Genomic DNA, 16,705 nt, shown 5'->3' with positions numbered 1-16,705 from the left:
ATCGGGAGAAGATGCATGATTCAGACACGGGGCAGCGGCATACTCCTGCATATCACGTCCCTGCCGTCGCCCTACGGCATCGGGGACTTCGGCCCGGCGGCATACCGGTTCGTCGATGCGCTTGAGCGAGCCCGGCAGCACTACTGGCAGATCCTGCCGCTCAACCCAACAGAGACGGCCTACGCCCACTCCCCCTACTCGAGCCCGTCGGCATTTGCCATGAACACCCTCCTCATCAGCCCCGAGATGCTCGTCCGGGAAGGATTCCTCAGGAAGAGCGAACTGGAGCCGGCGCCCGGCTTCCCGGAGGGGCGGGCGGCATACGAAGCGGCCGCATGGTACCGCGAACGGCTGTTCGCGGCTGCATACGAGCGGTTCCGGCACTCCGGGCCGGATCGCAGGTTCGAAGCGTTCTGCGACGGGGCAGGATGGTGGCTCGACGCCCACGCGCTCTTTGTCGCGTTAAAAGACCATTTCCGCGGGCAGGCATGGAACCGGTGGCCGGAGGAGATCCAGGCTCGGGAGCCGGGAGCCCTCAAAGAGATGCGTGAACTGCTTGACGACCGGATACTGAAGGAGAAGTTCCTCCAGTACATCGCCGCCCGGCAGTGGTCGGCCCTCCGGCGCTACTGCACCGAACGGGCCATCCAGGTCATCGGCGACATCCCGATCTACGTCGCCTACGACAGCGTCGACGTCTGGGCGAACCCCGGGATCTTCAAACTGGACGAAGACCTCCGCCCGACCGTGGTGGCGGGGGTGCCGCCCGATATGTTCAGCAAGACCGGGCAGCTCTGGGGGAACCCGGTCTACGACTGGGCTGCACTCCGGGAACAGGGGTACGACTGGTGGGCGGGCCGGATCGCCCGATCGGCCGAACTCTACGACCTCTTCCGGATCGACCACTTCCGGGCGTTCGCCGACTACTACGAGGTTCCGGCGGGCGATGCGACGGCCGAGCGCGGCACCTGGGTCGACGGGCCGGGAACCGACTTTTTTGAGGCGCTCGCTCGAAAGCATCCCTGTTTCGCCATTGTCGCCGAAGACCTGGGGGCGAACACCCCCGCCGTCCAGGCCCTCCTCGACCGGTTCGACTTCCCGGGGATGAAGATCCTCCTCTTCGCGTTCGGCGAGGGGGTCGCAAGAACCCCGCACATCCCGCACAACTACGTCCATAACCTCATCTGCTACACGGGGACGCACGACAACAACACCGCACGGGGGTGGTTTGAGGAGGAGGCGTCAGAGGAGGATAAGGAGCGGTTCTTCACCTATACCGGGCGGAAAGTGGGGGCGGACGAGGTTCACCGGGAACTCGTCCGGCTCGGGATGACCTCGGTCGCCCAGGCGTGCATCGTCCCGATGCAGGACCTTCTCGGCCTCGGTGCCGCGGCACGGATGAACTACCCCTCGACCACCACGGGGAACTGGGTGTGGCGGATGACGCCGGAGGAGTTCGCCGGTGCGCCGTTCGAGTGGCTCAGGGGGCTCACGGAACTCACCGGGCGGGGGTGATTTGGTGGTCTTGGGATCTTTACGCTGGACGATCTTCTAGATGACCTCGTCTCGAATCGCTCCAGAGCACGGATTTCCATCGGATATCGCGTTTGGGGAGTGCGACTGGCCGGAGGGTGCGACGTTCTAACAGAACGGAGCTGGAGCACCGAAGGTGCGGGGCAGGAGCATGAGCACCGTTAGGTGCGAGGGGTTTCAGGGGAAGGGGGATGCTCCCCCCTCGCACCTATCGGTGCTCAAGCTCGCTCTCGCTCGCACTCCCCGTCAGCCCCTCCCCCAATGGCGATAGCCACCACGGTCCACTGCACCCGTATTGCGGGGAAAACTGGATCGTGTCTGTCCTTATCCTCTTCTAGTTGGTGCCAGACCCTATAGCAACAACAACTCTCTCAGGAGGTCTTCTCCGAGCCACACACTCAGGGCAAGAGTGCCCCCCGGCATCATCTGCCCCGGGCTCAGCCCATCCACTCAGTACCTGGCCGTCAGCATCTCGAGTTCTTCCCTGACCGCCCGGCGGACCATCTCTTCGATATTGGTATAGTCGCGCTTGGCCTTCTCCTGTTTTTTAAGCATCTCTTCCATCTTCATGATCCCGACTGAGAGGTTCTTCCCGTACTGCAGGGCGACCTCCAGCGCCTCCTCATCAACCCGGACAACCCTGGACATGAGGAGAAGGTTCTGCGGCTCCGGATTTATGTGTTACAGTTTTGTTACATGCAGGGCGCGGGATGTAACAGAATCGTAACAGTTCTGGAAACGCTGTAACATTTGTGTTACATGGGCCGGAAAGGCGGAATAGGGGCAGGAAATCCGCCCACGGATCTATATACCTGTCCCTCACAGATCTCCCCGGATCCGGTTATCGGCCGCGTCAGGTCTCACGCCCTCCCGCCCCCGGCCGACGGTGCCGGGGCGATGAATGTCCCGGCGACGACGTTCTGCGGGTTCCCGGCGAAGAACGCCCTGAGGTTCTCGACGCTCGTGGCGATGATCCGCTCGACCGCCTCCTGCGTGTTAAAGGCGTTGTGCGGTGTCAGGATCACCTTATCCGAGTGCAAGAGGCCGAAACTCTCCAGCGCATCCCGCAGTTCGTCCACCGACGCTTCGCCGGTCCCCTGAAACTCCTCCCCGATCCAGACCTGCTCCCCCTCGAAGGTATCGAGCGCGACCCCCCCGAGACGGCCTTCGCCGAGGGCGTCGGCAACCGCCGTCGTGTCCACCACCCCGCCGCGGGAGGTGTTGATAAGGAGCGCGGTATTTTTGACCAACCGCAGCCGCTCGTCATTGATCAGGTGGTGGGTGCCCTTCATGTAGGGGACGTGCAGGCTGATGACATCCGCTTCCCGCAGGAGTTCATTGATCTCCATATAGCGGACACCATAGTCTTCTGTGAGGGCCGGGTTCGGCTTCACGTCGTAGGCGATCACCGTCATCCCCATCGCATGGGCGATGCGGGCAAGGTGCGACCCGATGCGCCCGGTCCCGATCAGGCCAAGGGTCTTGCCGGCGAGATCCATCCCCGTGAGCCCGGCCCGGGAGAAGTCGCCCCGGTCAACCCGCGCAAACGTCGGCCTGAACTTCCTGGCAAGGGCCAGGATGAGCCCGAACGCGAACTCCGCCACAGTGGATTCCCCGTAGTGCGGCACGTTGCAGACAGCAACGTTGTGCTCCCGGCAGGCGTCGACGTCGATGTGGTCGAACCCGGTTGACATGGCGGCGACGATCTTGAGGTTCGGCAGCCGGTCAAGGACCTCCCGGGTGACATGCGACAGAACGAAGACCCCGACGCCTTCGGCATCGTGGGCGAGCGATACGTTCTCGACCGTGAGCGGTTCGGTGTAAAGAGTGACGTCGTAGCCGCGTTCATCGGCGAACGCTTCCCGGACCACATCCTGCTCGTGCTCATCGAGGCCGAAGAAGGCGATCTTGACCATAGACGTCTCCCCCCTCACTCCCGGGACGCCATGTAGGAAGCGATGTCGACCATCCGCTTTGCGTACCCGAACTCGTTGTCGTACCAGACCAGAACCCGGGCCATCCGCCCGCCGATGACGCTCGTGGACCGCCCCTCGACGACCCCGGAGTGCGGGTCGCCGACGATATCGATCGACACGAGCGGATCCTCGGTATACGCGAGGATTCCCTTCATCTTCCCTTCGGCCGCCTCCTTCATCGCGGCGTTCACCGCGTCCGCCGTTGTGTCCCGGCTCAGTTCCGTGACGATCTCGATGACGGAGCCGTCGGGGATGGGGGCGCGGATTGCTATCGCATCCATCTTCCCGGCGAGCTCGGGGAGGACCCGGGTGGTGGCGACGGCGGCGCCGGTCGTCGTCGGGATCAGCGAGACGGCCGCGGCACGTCCCCGGCGCGGTTTCTTCGCAGCCCTATCGACCAGCGCCTGGCTGGCGGTGTAGGCATGGATCGCCGTCGCCATCAGCCGTTCGACGCCGAAGGTGTCGTTCAAGACCTTCGCGGCCGGCGCAAGCGCGTTGGTCGTGCAGGACGCGTTCGAGACGATGACGTGCTTTGCGGGGTCGTAATCGCCCTCGTTGACGCCGAGCACGACCGTCTGGTCCGCATCGGGCGAGGGCGCGCTGATGACGACCCGTGAAGCCCCGGCGTCCAGGTGCTTCGCGGAAGCCGCCCGCTCCGTGAACCGTCCCGTGCACTCGAGCACCATCTCCACGCCGAGATCCCCCCACGGGAGGCTGGCGGGGTCGCGCTCGTGCAGAGCCCGCACCTCGTTCGATCCAAGCCGGAGACGATCCTTGCCGGACTCGACCGGGAAGGGCGCCCGGCCGTAGACCGAGTCGTACTTCATCAGGTAGGCGAGATCGTCAAGCGGGTTTGGATCGTTGATCGCGACAATCTCGATCTTCTCCGGCGGAACGGTGAGGTAACTGCGGAGGATCTGCCGTCCGATCCGCCCGAACCCGTTGATGGCAACCATCTTCATACACATTCTCCCCCCATCTGGCTGGGGGTCTCCTGTGCAGGGCGGTATATATGATCTTCCTTCGCCGGCTACCCCGGCCCCGCCTGCCGGGCCACGCCCCGGGCGGCCGCCGCAACCTCCTCCGGGTCGCCGAGGTAGTAGTGCTTCACGGCCTTCAGGTCTTCGTCCAGTTCGTAGACTAAAGGATAGCCGGTGGGTATGTTCAAGCCCGCGATCTCGTCGTCCGGAACGTTGTCCAGGTGCTTGACCAGGGCGCGGAGGCTGTTGCCGTGGGCGGCGACCAGGACGGGTTTGCCCCGCCGGAGATCTTCGGTGATATGGCTCTCCCAGTAGGGGAGCACCCGCTCGAGCGTGTCGTGCAGCGACTCGGTCGCAGGGAGCGTCGCCGGGTCGATATCCGCGTAGCGGGGGTCGAACCGCGGGTGCCGGCGATCGTCCCACGCGAGCGGCGGCGGCCGCACGTCGTATGCCCGGCGCCAGAGGTGCACCTGATCCGCACCGTACTTCTCCGCGGTCTCCTGCTTGTTCAAACCCTGCAGGGCGCCGTAACCCTTCTCGTTCAGCCGCCACGACCGGTGCACGGGAACGTACATGAGATCGAGGTCGTCCATGACGATCCAGAGCGTCCGGATCGCCCGCTTCAGGACAGAGGTGTAGGCGACGCTGAACGCATACCCACCGTCCCTGAGGAGTTCCGCCGCCTTATGGGCCTCGTGTATACCCTGTGGCGAGAGGTCGACGTCGGTCCAGCCCGTGAACCGGTTCTCCCTGTTCCAGGTGCTCTCGCCGTGCCGTAGCAGGATCAACGTTGCCATAGCATCCTTCTCCCGCATCCGGTATGGGACTCCCCGCCGGATAAAGCCCTTGCATATACCGGAACGTGCCCGACGAGCGGTGCCGGAACGCCCGGATACGGAGGGACAGCCCGTCCCTCGCCTTCCGGCGGCATAAAATAACAGAACCCATATAATCCATATAATCACCGGGTTTAGCAAACCGGCCATGGATAAGTTCGATTTTTTTCGTAGCCTACCATTCATTTATCACTCATTCCCGCCCATATGCAATTGTATGACACCGAACAGAAGAAGGAACAGGAACTTCATCCTCGCGGCGGCATCGCTGCTCGTTATCGTAGTGGCGTGCATCGCCACCGCGGGGTGCACAGGAGGCACATCGACGCCCGGAACGGCCGTCGGGCTTGCCGGAACTTCCTGGTCATTAGATTCATACCTCGACGAGAACGGCACGCTCGTCGGGGTTCTGCCGGGAACGGAGGTCACCGCCCGGTTCGACGACGACGGCAAGGTCACCGGCTCGGCCGGATGCAACGGCTACGGCGGCGACTACCAACTCGACGGAGCGACCCTCTCCATCTCCTCGATTGCCCAGACGCTGAAACTCTGCACTGAGCCCGAAGGCATCATGGAGCAGGAAGCATGGTTCATCGATCTCCTCGGCTCGGCGGCGGAATGCCGGATCGAAGACGACCGGCTCGTCATCACCGACGCAGAAGGCACCGACGTGCTCGTCTTCGTGGAAGGTTCATCCACACCTGCGGCGCTCGCCGGAACCTCCTGGACGTTCGCGAGCCTCGCCGGCGATGACGGCACCCTGACGGCGGTTCTTGACGGCACGACCGTAACGGCGATCTTCAGCGTCGACGGGAACGTCACCGGCAACGCCGGGTGCAACCACTACAGCGCACCCTACACTGTGGACGGTGAGAGCCTCACCATCGAGCCGGCCATACGGACCGAGATGTACTGCAACGAGCCTGAAGGGCTCATGGACCAGGAAGACCGCTACCTTGCACTGCTCACCGAGGTCGCCTCCTACCGGGTGGAGGACGGCTTGCTGACCCTCATGGACAGCGAAGGTGCCACCCTCCTGGTATTTGAGGAGGTCGTCCGGACGCCCGACCTCCCGTTCGCCGGGACGGACTGGATGCTTGAGTCCTACAGCACCGGGGGAGATGCGGTCTCCTCGTTGATTGCCGAAACCACGATCACCGCGAAGTTCGCGGCCGACGGGAACGTCACCGGCAACGCCGGGTGCAACCACTTCGGCGGCCAGTACAGCCTCGACGGCGCAGACCTCACGGTATCCTCGCTCTTCAGCACCCTGATGTACTGCGAGACGCCGGGAGTCATGGAACAGGAAGCGACGTTCATGAGCCACCTCGCGAACGCCTCCTCCTACCGGGTCGAGGGCGACCGCCTGATCCTCACGGACGCTGAGGGCACCGACGTCCTCTTCTTCGTGCAGGCACCGGAGGTCCCGGCGGCACCGCTCACCGGGACGGAATGGACGCTTGACTCCTTCAGCAACCCCGACAGTGAGTCCGTCTCCTCGGTGATCGTCGGAACCACGATCACGGCGGTCTTCTCGCCCGATGGAAACGTCACCGGCAACGCCGGGTGCAACTCCTACGGGGCCGGCTACCAGATCGACGGCGCTGAACTCATCATTGAGCCACCGGTCAGCACGAAGATGTACTGCGGTGAGCCGGAAGGCATCATGGACCAGGAGAACCGGTACCTCAACCTCCTCGAGTCGGTTGCAGGCTACCAGATCGACGGAAACCGTCTCGATCTCCTCGATGAAGCAGGAGCGAGCCTGCTCTCTTACAGCGCGGACCAGTCCTGATCCGTACCCCGTCTCCGGGACAGGGGCCGAACACCCCCTGCCCGTTTTTACCCATTTCATCCAATTGGAGCAATAGTCACTCTCTTTTAAGCGCTCTCCGGGTGGAAACTCCGGATAGGTGCAGGACGCATCCGATCCCGGGGAAGAGGGGAAACGAGAGAATTTTGATGGAAATGAGTTACTATTTCTTCTTTCGCTCCCTATGCCTACCCGAAAGAGATGGGAAGAGAGGGACAGAACATACTCGCAAAGACGGCATTCCTGATCATCCTGGCGGCGTGCATCGTCTCGGTCGCCTGGACTGGCGGTGCGGACACGTCCCCTGACGAGAGCAGCCGGGTCACCGAACCGCTGGCGGGGACGGCATGGAACCTGGTCGAGTTCCGCGCCGACAACGGCTCCATCGCCGCGCCCCTGTCCGGAGCGGAGCCGCTCCTCATCTTCGGCGAGAGCGGCACGGTCTCGGGGTCGGCCGGGTGCAACCTCTACACCGCCTCCTACCGGATCAACGGCTCCACCATTTCAGTGGAACCGGTCATCGCCACCGCGGCCTACCCCGCAAACGAGCAGGAACTCGCCCAGCAGGAGAAACGCTACTGCGAACTCCTCGTGGCGGCCGCCTCCTACCGGGTCGAGGACGGGCGGCTGACGATCACCGGGCCGTCCGGGCGGGAGCTGCTCGCTTTTGCGCGAGCAGAGCAGCCCGAGAACCTGCCGCTGCTCGAAACCGAGTGGCACCTCGCCCATTACACCAACGGCAACGGCAGCACCGTCGCGTCGCCGGTGCCCGGCACCGATATCACCCTGGTCTTCGACGGCGACGGCACGGTCTCGGGGTCGGCCGGGTGCAACGCCTACTCGGCCCCCTACCGGGTCAACGAGACGGGGCTTGCCGTGGAGCGGGTCATCGCGACGAAAGCCTCCTGCACCGAGCCCGCCGGCATCATGGAGCAGGAGCAGGCCTACCTCGACCTCCTCCGGTCGGCGGCGGGCTACCGGATCGTCGGGGACACCCTCGCGGTCATCGACGGCAACGGCAGGGCGATTCTGTTCTTTGAAGCGGAGGCTTGAGGGGCTCTGCCGGGATATTATTATGGGGCGTGGACGCTAGCAAACGAGGTTAAGAAGCACTCCAGCATGTTGCGCAATCCAGAGAAACCCGACCATCCACTGTTTTGTTTTTTGGCGGCAGCCAGCACGGATTTCGTGGGAACTGCGCACTTCGAAACCCTTTGGGTTTCTCATGCTCGCTAAGCTCGCACTTCGAAACCCTTTGGGTTTCTCATGCTCGCTAAGCTCGCACTTCGCACCTTCGGTGCTCATGCTCCCGGCCCTTCGGCCCATCGCATTCCACAGGAACGTCAATCTTCGGTCTTCCCAGCGATGTCCCGTGGGGACATCCCCTATCGCCATGCACTGCACCCCCTCCGGGGGCGGAACGACGCTCCGCTAGGAGCGGAGTTGAAGCACCGGAGGTGCGGGGGAGGAGCGCGAAGCGCGGGCGGTGGGGGGGTTACAGATATAGCCTTATGAGAGAGACAGGGGAGGGGCACGCCCCCTCCCCGTCAGCCCCACCCCCATGGCGATACTCCCACGGTCCACTGCATGGGGATTTTTCCTCGCTCCGGTCACTGTGCGTGCGTAAAATAAAATCCGGGAGTGTTCAGACTCTTGTACCCGAGATGCCCAATCATCGCGGACTCTCCGATCGGAACATCGCACTTTCGGTGCTCAAACTCACTGCGCCGGAATGGCTAAGTAAACGATCTCATCGGATCCAGGCAAACCCTGCCGCACCCAAAAACCAGAATAGACTACAACAAAGCAAAAAGAGTTACGCCGGAGACGACCGCCCTTCTTTCTATCCTTCTGCCGGAAGCGAGCAGTGCACCTGGGCAAAAACCCACGCATGGCCCGTCCCCCGGAGCACCGCCGTCATCCGCCCGTTCCGGGTCCGCGGGACACCGCCCGAGACAAAACGGCAGGTCATATCGGCCATCACCCAGGCGACCGTCCCCTCAGCGCCGATACGGACGTCGGAGAGGTCGAGCGCGACCGTCTCCGCCCGCGCAAAGCCGCGCTCGAGGTGCCGGCGGTAGGCTTCCCTCCCGATTACCTTCTCGCCGGCACCCGTGCCGAAAGCCCGGAACTCAGGATCGGCGAGCGCTACCAGGCTCTCAACATCCTTTCTGCCCATAGCCTCCGTCATCCGCCGGAGCACCGCCATGATCTGCTCCCGTGTCTGCTCGCTGACTCGCATGAGGAGTGGTCATGCCAAAAAAGGATATGCGTTTCGAGCAGGTGCGGCGGTTCAGGCCGAAGAGACGCCGGGCGCGTCTCCATCCCCAGACGCTCTCCCGATCGAATGGAGGTACGCGCAGAACTCCGGCGACCGTACGGCCTCGATGAGGGCAGCGATGCCTTCGTCCGCGGCAAGCTCCTCCCGTATCACCAGGTCGCACGACTCGCAGCCGATCGAGGTGAACCGGAGCCCCGCCTCCCGCGCTTCCAGGGCAGAACAGACCCGGGCGTCCGCGGGAACGCCCGACGGGGAGACGTCGATCCCCTCCCGGTCAAGCCACGAATCGAGGAGGAACTGCGCCGCCGCGCTCTTCGGGCGGTTGGCGACCCGGAGCGACGCAAGGCTCCCGGGGTCGAGAGGATCGGCCGACGCAATCCCGAACTCCGTCCGGGCCACCGGCACCCGGAGGAGGTCGACGTCCGGCAGGTAGCGGAGCACCTGGTCGTCCCATGCCGACGCGGTCTCGGGGAGAGCGACCGTTGCCGCGTGGCAGGTCTTCGCCTGCAGGGCCAGCACCGCTCCCACCGTCGAGGCGTTGCAGCAGTGGAGATGGTAGCCGGCCTCCGCGAGAAGGTTTCCGAGTTCCCCGAGGACGGGATCGCGCCTCCCGACGCAGACAAGCGTCCGGGTGATGGAAGCGGGCGGGACGGTGAGCCGGACGCGCACCTCCTCGCCCTCCTCGATCCCCTCCCGCCCGGCCGGGATATAGAGGTAGCCGTTCGCCCGGACGACCGCCATCTGGATGCCGCTACCCCGGGGATGGGGTGTCGCCCAGCAGGTGCCGTCGACCCGCCCGACCGAGACCGGAACGAACTCGTCGAACCCGAGATCGGACGCCAGCCTCCGCGCCAGCCGGACATCCAGTTCTCCGCACGGGACCGGCGAGAGCCCCCACCACGAGAGGAGGCTCCCGGCAACCTCACGGAGAACAGTCTGGGCGGCGACGGGATACCCTGGCATCCCGAGAACCGGCTTGCCGCCGACGTTCGCGAGCAGCACCGTTTTGCCCGGCCTGACCGCGATGCCGTGAAAGACGATCCCCCCGAGGTCCTCGACGACGTCCCGGGAGAAGTCACGGGTGCCGGCCGACGAACCCGCCGAGAGGATGACGATATCGTTCTCGGCGATCGCCGTCTCGACCGCCTCCCGGATCAGGCCGGTGTCGTCGGGAACAATCCCGTAACGGCGGCAGGTCGCCCCGTTCCCGGTAAGGTACGCCTCCGCCATGAGGGTGTTCGTCTCGATCGTCTGGCCGGGCCCGGGCGCCGTACCGAGCGGCACGAGGTCGCTCCCCGTCGGGACGATGCCGACCCGGACCGACCGCACGCTCACCCGGTCTATCCCGTAGGTCGCGAGCGCACCGATATCGAACGGCCGGATGCGGTGGCCTTTCGGGAGGACGAGTTCCCCCGCCCGGACATCCTCGCCGGCACGACGGATATGTTGCCCGGGTGCGGCGGACTTGCGGATCCGGGGGATGCCGTCCTCGTCCCAGGTGTCCTCGATCATGACGACGGCGTCGAACGGTTGCGGGAGCACTTCACCGGTGTTGACGCGGGCATACCCGGCAAGGGGCAGCGGCCGCTGGTCCTGCGCTCCACGGGTCTCGCCGCTCTTCACCGCGTAGCCGTCGAACTTCGCGATATCGGCAACGGGAACGGAATACCTCGCGTACAGGGGCTCGGCCGTCACCCTGCCGACAGCCTCGCGCAGCGGCACGCTCTCGGCGCGACCCGGCGAGGGGAACTCCCGCCGCAGGATCGCGAGCGCCTCGGGAAGCGGGGTAAGGTTCAGGTACCTGTGTGGCATATTCATGACTCCTGAATTATCGTCTCTGCTGCGGCCGGGAACTAACGGTGCAGCCAAAGAGCGACGCTTCGCCGGCCACTAGGATCGCATCGACGCTCTCCGGCACATTCCGGAGGGAAAAGACCGCCTCCTCCCCGGGGGAGGAGAGAACGTACCGGTCTCCTCCCGAACACTTCAACCGGCGGTTGCCGGGGCTCGCGCCGGTGATCCCGATGAGTGCATCGGCGATGCAGGGGTCGGGGCCGGGCGCGACCGAGATCTGCGGGTGGCGCAGATCGCGCTCGAAGATGCGGGTCGCCGCCTCCGCGACCCGTACCGCGACCGCAACGCCGGTGCAGAGTTCCCCGTGATAGTTCACGGCCTCGCGGACGAGGCCGGCCCGGTACTCGCCGGGACTCATCTTCTGGATCTTTTGCGTCCGGTCGTGACCGGTCGCGGAGAAGACACAGTCCCATCCCGCCTGGTAGGGCTTGATATCGATCACCGATGTTTCGTCGATCAGGTCGACGTTCGCGAGAGCAAGGAACCGGCCATCCCGCACACCGCGCAGCCGCACCACCGAGACGGAGAGGGGGTTCGGCCGCACCGGAGAGCGGAGGGAGAAGACACCTTTCTCCGGCAGATCGGCCGAGACCTTCCGGGCGACCGCCGTGAGGATGTCCCGGCCGGCCTCGTGCATCCAGCAGACGAGGATCAGGTGTGAGTTCTCCTCGATGCTGGAGAGTCCCCCGGCGTATCGGGGAAAGATCTCGATCTCAGCGTCGACGCCCTGGACCGGCATATCGCTACGGGAGCGGACACTCGAATGCACGAGTCCAATAGGGAAAAGTTCCATGCGGTGCCTTCTATGGTGATAGGATTTATGCCTCCCCCGCAAGGGGGAGGGGTTCTCCTCAGTACGCTACCTTCTCATAGTAGGACTGTGACCGGCAGTCCGCGCAGGCCCCGTCAACGAGCATATGGTTGGGCACCATCTCGCCGCAGATGGAACAGATCGCGGATTTCCACGGCCACTTCTGGGGCACTTTCACCCGCACCCGCTCCTGGGAGAGGAGGCCGCGTCCTGCATCGATCAGTTCGTCGATCAGATCGATACCCCGGGTTCGCGGATCAAAGAGCGGGTCCTTGGTGTACCAGAGAGCGAACGTCGGATAGCGCTCGATCTTATCGCCGTCGACGAAGACCCGGATCCCGTTCACGTACGGGGCGTCGGCCGGCCCGTTCATGGTGATGGCGAACTTCCCGATCGGGATCACCCGGAGGCGGTTGTTGCCGATTGTGCAGTGGGCGACCACCTGCAGGGCGTCGGGCAGGCACTTCTTGCTCTCGCAGACGCCATAGATCTTCTCGCCCCGGGGGACATCCAGAAGTTCCATGGCGTAGTCCACCATGAAGACCCCGACCAGAAGTCCGGGGGCTGCGAAGGTGTGAAAATCGATGCATCGTTTGAAGTCCTCAATCAACTCAGGAGAGGAGCCTCTTGACTCGAGCCGGGCCTCGATATCTTCCCATGTGTGATTCAGTCTCGGTTGCACGGAAAGGTATTTGGTCAAGGTTGGTTGTAAACATTTTGGATCAGTAAATCACATTTAATTTACTTAAAACAGGTTGTTGCGCCATATCACCGAGGAAGTGGCACCTAATCGAATAATCAGAAATATAGTGGGCGATAGCCCTGGTGCCGGGGATTGGTTCGGAGACATATCAACCAAGTGATGTTAAAAGTCAGCCAATGTTAAAAGGGTAAGTTTAAATTTATATACTACTTAGTAAAGTAAAGACAATGTTAACATGTCCGTTCTACCCGGACATGCCTGGCAAAACCGACGTTGAATGCAACTATCGGGAGAATTCACATGGCTGACACTAATGGTAAATTACGTTACGTCCCCACGACCTGCCCATACTGTGGCGTAGGGTGCGGACTTAACCTTGTGGTGAATGACGGTAAGCTCGTGGGGGTCGAGCCCCTCAAGAGGACGCCGATCAACGAAGGTAAGCTCTGCCCCAAGGGAGCTACCTGCTGGGAGTTCGTGCACAGCCCCGACCGGCTGACGAAACCCCTCATCAAGAAGAACGGCGAGTTCATCGAGGCTACCTGGGACGAGGCATATGACCTGATCGCCTCGAAGTTCAAGGAGACCTACGAGAAGTTCGGGCCGAAATCCCTCGGGTTCCAGGTCTCGTGCCGGACCCCGAACGAGGAGTGCTACATCATGCAGAAACTCGCTCGGGTGGCCTTTAAGACCAACAACATCGACAACTGTGCCCGTATCTGCCACGGGCCGTCCGTCGCGGGGCTCTCGCTCTCGTTCGGCTCCGGTGCCGCGACGAACCCCTTCGAGGACGTCATGAACTCCGACGTCATCTTCATGATCGGTGCGAACACGATCGAGGCGCACCCGCTTGCGGGCCGCCGGCTCGTCCAGGCCAAGAAGGCGGGCAAGAAGATCGTCGTCTGCGACCCGCGCTACACGCCCACGGCGCGCCTGGCCGATGAGTGGGTCCGCTACAACCCCTCGACCAACATCGCCCTGATCAACTCGATCATGTACTGGATCATCCAGGAGAACCTCCATGACAAGGAGTTCATCGAGAAGAGGACGACGGGATTCGAAGACCTGAAGAAGACCGTGGAGAACTACGCGGATGTCGAGTCGATCACCGGCGTGCCGACCGAGCGGGTCAAGGAAATCGCCCGGATCTATGCCAACGCGAATAACGCGGTGATCATCTACTGCCTCGGCATCACGGAGCTCTCCACCGGAACGGACAACGTCCGCTCGCTCGGAAACCTCGCGATGCTCACGGGCAACGTGGGCAGGCCGGGAACCGGCGTCAACCCGCTCCGCGGCCAGAACAACGTCCAGGGCGCTTGCGACATGGGTGCGTACCCGAACGTCTTCTCCGGCTACCAGAAGTGCGAGGACGACGCCACCAGGAAGCGCATGGAAGAACTCTGGGGCGTCACCGGGCTTGAAAGCGAGTACGGCGTGACGCTGACGGAGCAGATCACCCAGTGCGGCGACCCGATCAAGGCGATGTACATCTTCGCGCTGAACCCGGTCGTCTCCTACCCCGACTCGAACCACGTCATGCGGTCGCTTGAGAAGCTCGACTTCCTGGTCGTGCAGGATCTCTTCATGACCGAGACAGCGAAATACGCCGACGTCATCCTGCCCGGCGCATCCTTCGCCGAGAAGGACGGGACGTTCACCAGCGGCGAACGGCGCATCAACCGGGTAAGGAAGGCCGTGGAGCCCCCGGGCGATGCAAAGGAAGATTGGCAGATCTTCGTCGATCTCGCCCACACGCTCGGGCTCCAGGGTTTTGACTTCAACTCGCCTGAGGATATCTGGAACGACGTGCGGCGGGTCACCCCGTCGATGAACGGCATCTCCTACGCAAGGATGGAGAAGCCGGAGTCCGTGCACTGGCCCTGCCCCGCTGAGGATCACCCCGGAACGCCGATCCTGCACCGCGAGAAGTTCGCGTCCGCCGACGGCCTCGGCCACTTCTTCGGCATCGAGCACCGGCCGCCCGCGGAGGTTGCCGACGCCGAGTATCCGTTCACCCTGATGACCGGACGTCTGCTCTTCCACTACCACACCCGAACCCAGACCGGCCGGGCAGGACTCCTCCACCACGAGGTGCCTGAAGGCTTCGTGCAGATCAACAACGAGGACGCGGCACGGATGAATATTCAGAACGGCGAGAAGATCAAACTCACCAGCAGGCGCGGCGAGGTCGAGACCCTCGCGAAAGTGACCGACCAGGTTGCACCCGGCGTTCTGATGATGACGATGCACTTTGCGGATGCAGCCGCGAACATGCTGACGAACACCGCTCTCGATCCGCTCTCCAAGATGCCGGAGTTGAAGCACAGTGCTGTGAAGGTCGAGAAGATCACGGGGGTGCAGTGAGATGGTAGCCAAAGGAGATATGGTATACGCCTGGACGACGAGCGCCGATCTCGCCAACGTCGCGGAGTGCGGCGGTGCGGTGACCGGACTGCTCAAGTTCGCCCTGGAAAACGACATCGTCGACGCCGTGCTGGCGGTCAAGAAGGGTGTGGATCTCTACGACGCAGTTCCCACGATCATCACCGACCCGGCCGAGATCGCAGAGACAGCAGGCTCACTCCACTGCGGGACGCTCCTGCTCTCAAAACTGATCAAAAAGTACCTGGGCGGCGCGAATGACATGCGTCTCGGGGTGACGGTGAAGGGGTGCGACGCGATGGGTATCTACGAACTCGCGAAGCGCAACCAGGTCAACCTGGACAACCTCCTCATGATCGGCGTCAACTGCGGCGGCTCGGTGAGTCCGGTGACCGCCCGGAAGATGATCCGCGAGAAGTTCGAGGTCGACCCCAATTCGGTTGTCAAGGAAGAGATCGACAAGGGCCAGTTCATCATCGTGACTGAGGACGGCCAGCACAAGGGCATCTCGATGGACGAACTCGAGGACGACGGCTACGGCCGCCGCAGCAACTGCCGGCGGTGCAAGATGAAGATCCCGCGCCAGGCTGACCTCGCCTGTGGGAACTGGGGCGTCATCGGCGATAAGGCCGGCAAGGCCACCTTCGTTGAGGTCTGCTCCGCGAAGGGTGCGGACCTCCTGAGCAGGGCCGCAAAAGCCGGAGCGATCGCCACCGAGGCCGCGAACCCGAAGGGGATCGAGATCCGCGGCAAGGTCGAGAACGCGATGCTGAAACTCGGCGACAAGTGGCGGGCGCGTTACTTCGAGGGGCTCGGCGAGGGCAAGGAGCGCCTCCAGAAGATGATGGAGGACTCGTCCCGGTGCATCAAGTGCTACGCCTGCATCGAGAACTGCCCAATCTGCTACTGCGAAGAGTGCAGCACGAAGAAGTCCTACCTGGTTCCGCCGGGCGAACTTCCGCCGCCCTTCATGTTCCACCTGATCCGGTTCGCTCACGTGTCGGATTCATGCATCAACTGCGGCCAGTGCGAGGAGAACTGCCCGATGGAGATCGCGAACTCGCTCTACATGCACGCCCTGCAGACGGACATGGAGAAGATGTTCGGCCACACCCCGGGTGTGGACATGGAACTCCCGGTACTCGCGCTCGTCGAGGAGACGGCGGAACGGGAGCGGCTCGCCGCAACCGGCAGCGACCAGATCTTCGACGTGTTCAAGTAAACAACGCGTGCCCCGAAAGGCAGGAGTCCGAGCACCATCAGGTGCAAATGCGGCGCTCCGTCTGAACCGGGCTCCGGAACGGCAGGGTGACGGGTTAAACATCCGTCGCCCAACCAACTCCCGGATCACAGAGGGTTCCGAACGGGTGTGTGACCCTCAATAACATCTTGAGTTCCATAAAAAACCTGAATGCACCCATGCCGGGGCGCAAAAAGGTGTGTCTGGCAATACCCGGTGGCGGGGAGGATTCCCCCTGTCATCTCTTCACGCCGCCGGACAGCCGTTAAACCTCTTTTACACCATTTTTCGAG

At 63.2% G+C, this 16,705-nt stretch carries 13 protein-coding genes; 5 read left to right on the top strand and 8 right to left on the bottom strand.

What is annotated here, in order from left to right; translation table 11 throughout:
• Positions 1-15 precede the first annotated feature (15 nt).
• A complete protein-coding gene (gene malQ, locus FGW20_RS08730) occupies positions 16-1,515 on the top strand; it encodes a 4-alpha-glucanotransferase (RefSeq protein ID WP_301677697.1) in 1,500 nt (499 codons plus the stop codon).
• A 468-nt stretch (positions 1,516-1,983) separates the two neighbouring features.
• Here the strand turns inward: malQ and FGW20_RS08725 are convergent, their stop codons facing one another.
• From FGW20_RS08725 to gpmA, 4 genes are all read right to left on the bottom strand, one after another.
• The gene (locus FGW20_RS08725; protein ID WP_301677696.1) at positions 1,984-2,181 is read right to left on the bottom strand and encodes a hypothetical protein; all 198 of its coding nucleotides are present in this window, start codon (positions 2,179-2,181) and stop codon (positions 1,984-1,986) included.
• Positions 2,182-2,393: 212 nt separating this feature from the next.
• On the bottom strand, positions 2,394-3,449 hold the full coding sequence (locus FGW20_RS08720; protein ID WP_301677695.1) for an NAD(P)-dependent oxidoreductase: 1,056 nt from the start codon (positions 3,447-3,449) through the stop codon (positions 2,394-2,396).
• 14 nt (positions 3,450-3,463) lie between these two features.
• The gene (gene gap / locus FGW20_RS08715; protein ID WP_301677694.1) at positions 3,464-4,471 is read right to left on the bottom strand and encodes a type I glyceraldehyde-3-phosphate dehydrogenase; all 1,008 of its coding nucleotides are present in this window, start codon (positions 4,469-4,471) and stop codon (positions 3,464-3,466) included.
• 68 nt (positions 4,472-4,539) lie between these two features.
• Positions 4,540-5,286, bottom strand: coding sequence for a 2,3-diphosphoglycerate-dependent phosphoglycerate mutase (gene gpmA / locus FGW20_RS08710; protein WP_301677693.1), 747 nt, complete (start codon positions 5,284-5,286; stop codon positions 4,540-4,542).
• 256 nt (positions 5,287-5,542) lie between these two features.
• On the opposite strand from gpmA, the gene FGW20_RS08705 reads away from it, so the two are divergent.
• Both FGW20_RS08705 and FGW20_RS08700 read left to right on the top strand, forming a co-directional pair.
• Complete coding sequence (locus tag FGW20_RS08705; RefSeq protein WP_301677692.1) at positions 5,543-7,120, top strand: META domain-containing protein; 1,578 nt, start codon at positions 5,543-5,545, stop codon at positions 7,118-7,120.
• Between the two features lie 219 nt (positions 7,121-7,339).
• Complete coding sequence (locus FGW20_RS08700; RefSeq protein WP_301677691.1) at positions 7,340-8,191, top strand: META domain-containing protein; 852 nt, start codon at positions 7,340-7,342, stop codon at positions 8,189-8,191.
• 790 nt (positions 8,192-8,981) lie between these two features.
• Here FGW20_RS08700 and FGW20_RS08695 read toward each other — a convergent pair.
• From FGW20_RS08695 to FGW20_RS08680, 4 genes are read right to left on the bottom strand one after another with little or no spacing between them, the layout of a single operon-like run.
• Positions 8,982-9,380, bottom strand: a complete 399-nt coding sequence (locus tag FGW20_RS08695) for a nuclear transport factor 2 family protein (RefSeq protein WP_301677690.1) — start codon at positions 9,378-9,380, stop codon at positions 8,982-8,984.
• Positions 9,381-9,431: 51 nt separating this feature from the next.
• Complete coding sequence (locus FGW20_RS08690; protein ID WP_301677689.1) at positions 9,432-11,231, bottom strand: molybdopterin-binding protein; 1,800 nt, start codon at positions 11,229-11,231, stop codon at positions 9,432-9,434.
• Positions 11,232-11,247: 16 nt separating this feature from the next.
• Positions 11,248-12,066, bottom strand: a complete 819-nt coding sequence (gene tsaA / locus FGW20_RS08685) for a tRNA (N6-threonylcarbamoyladenosine(37)-N6)-methyltransferase TrmO (RefSeq protein ID WP_301677688.1) — start codon at positions 12,064-12,066, stop codon at positions 11,248-11,250.
• 58 nt (positions 12,067-12,124) lie between these two features.
• Positions 12,125-12,766 (bottom strand): FmdE family protein, encoded by a 642-nt coding sequence (locus FGW20_RS08680; RefSeq protein ID WP_301677687.1) that lies wholly within the window; start codon positions 12,764-12,766, stop codon positions 12,125-12,127.
• A 321-nt stretch (positions 12,767-13,087) separates the two neighbouring features.
• Between FGW20_RS08680 and fdhF the strand changes: the two genes are divergently transcribed.
• Both fdhF and FGW20_RS08670 read left to right on the top strand, forming a co-directional pair.
• Positions 13,088-15,154 (top strand): formate dehydrogenase subunit alpha, encoded by a 2,067-nt coding sequence (fdhF, locus tag FGW20_RS08675; protein WP_301677686.1) that lies wholly within the window; start codon positions 13,088-13,090, stop codon positions 15,152-15,154.
• 1 nt (position 15,155) lies between these two features.
• Complete coding sequence (locus FGW20_RS08670) at positions 15,156-16,394, top strand: Coenzyme F420 hydrogenase/dehydrogenase, beta subunit C-terminal domain (protein WP_301677685.1); 1,239 nt, start codon at positions 15,156-15,158, stop codon at positions 16,392-16,394.
• Positions 16,395-16,705: the final 311 nt, after the last annotated feature.

It is taken from the genome of Methanoculleus methanifontis (assembly GCF_030464365.1).
GTDB classification, from domain to species: domain Archaea; phylum Halobacteriota; class Methanomicrobia; order Methanomicrobiales; family Methanoculleaceae; genus Methanoculleus; species Methanoculleus methanifontis.
This window is presented reverse-complemented; position numbering and strand designations above follow the sequence as displayed.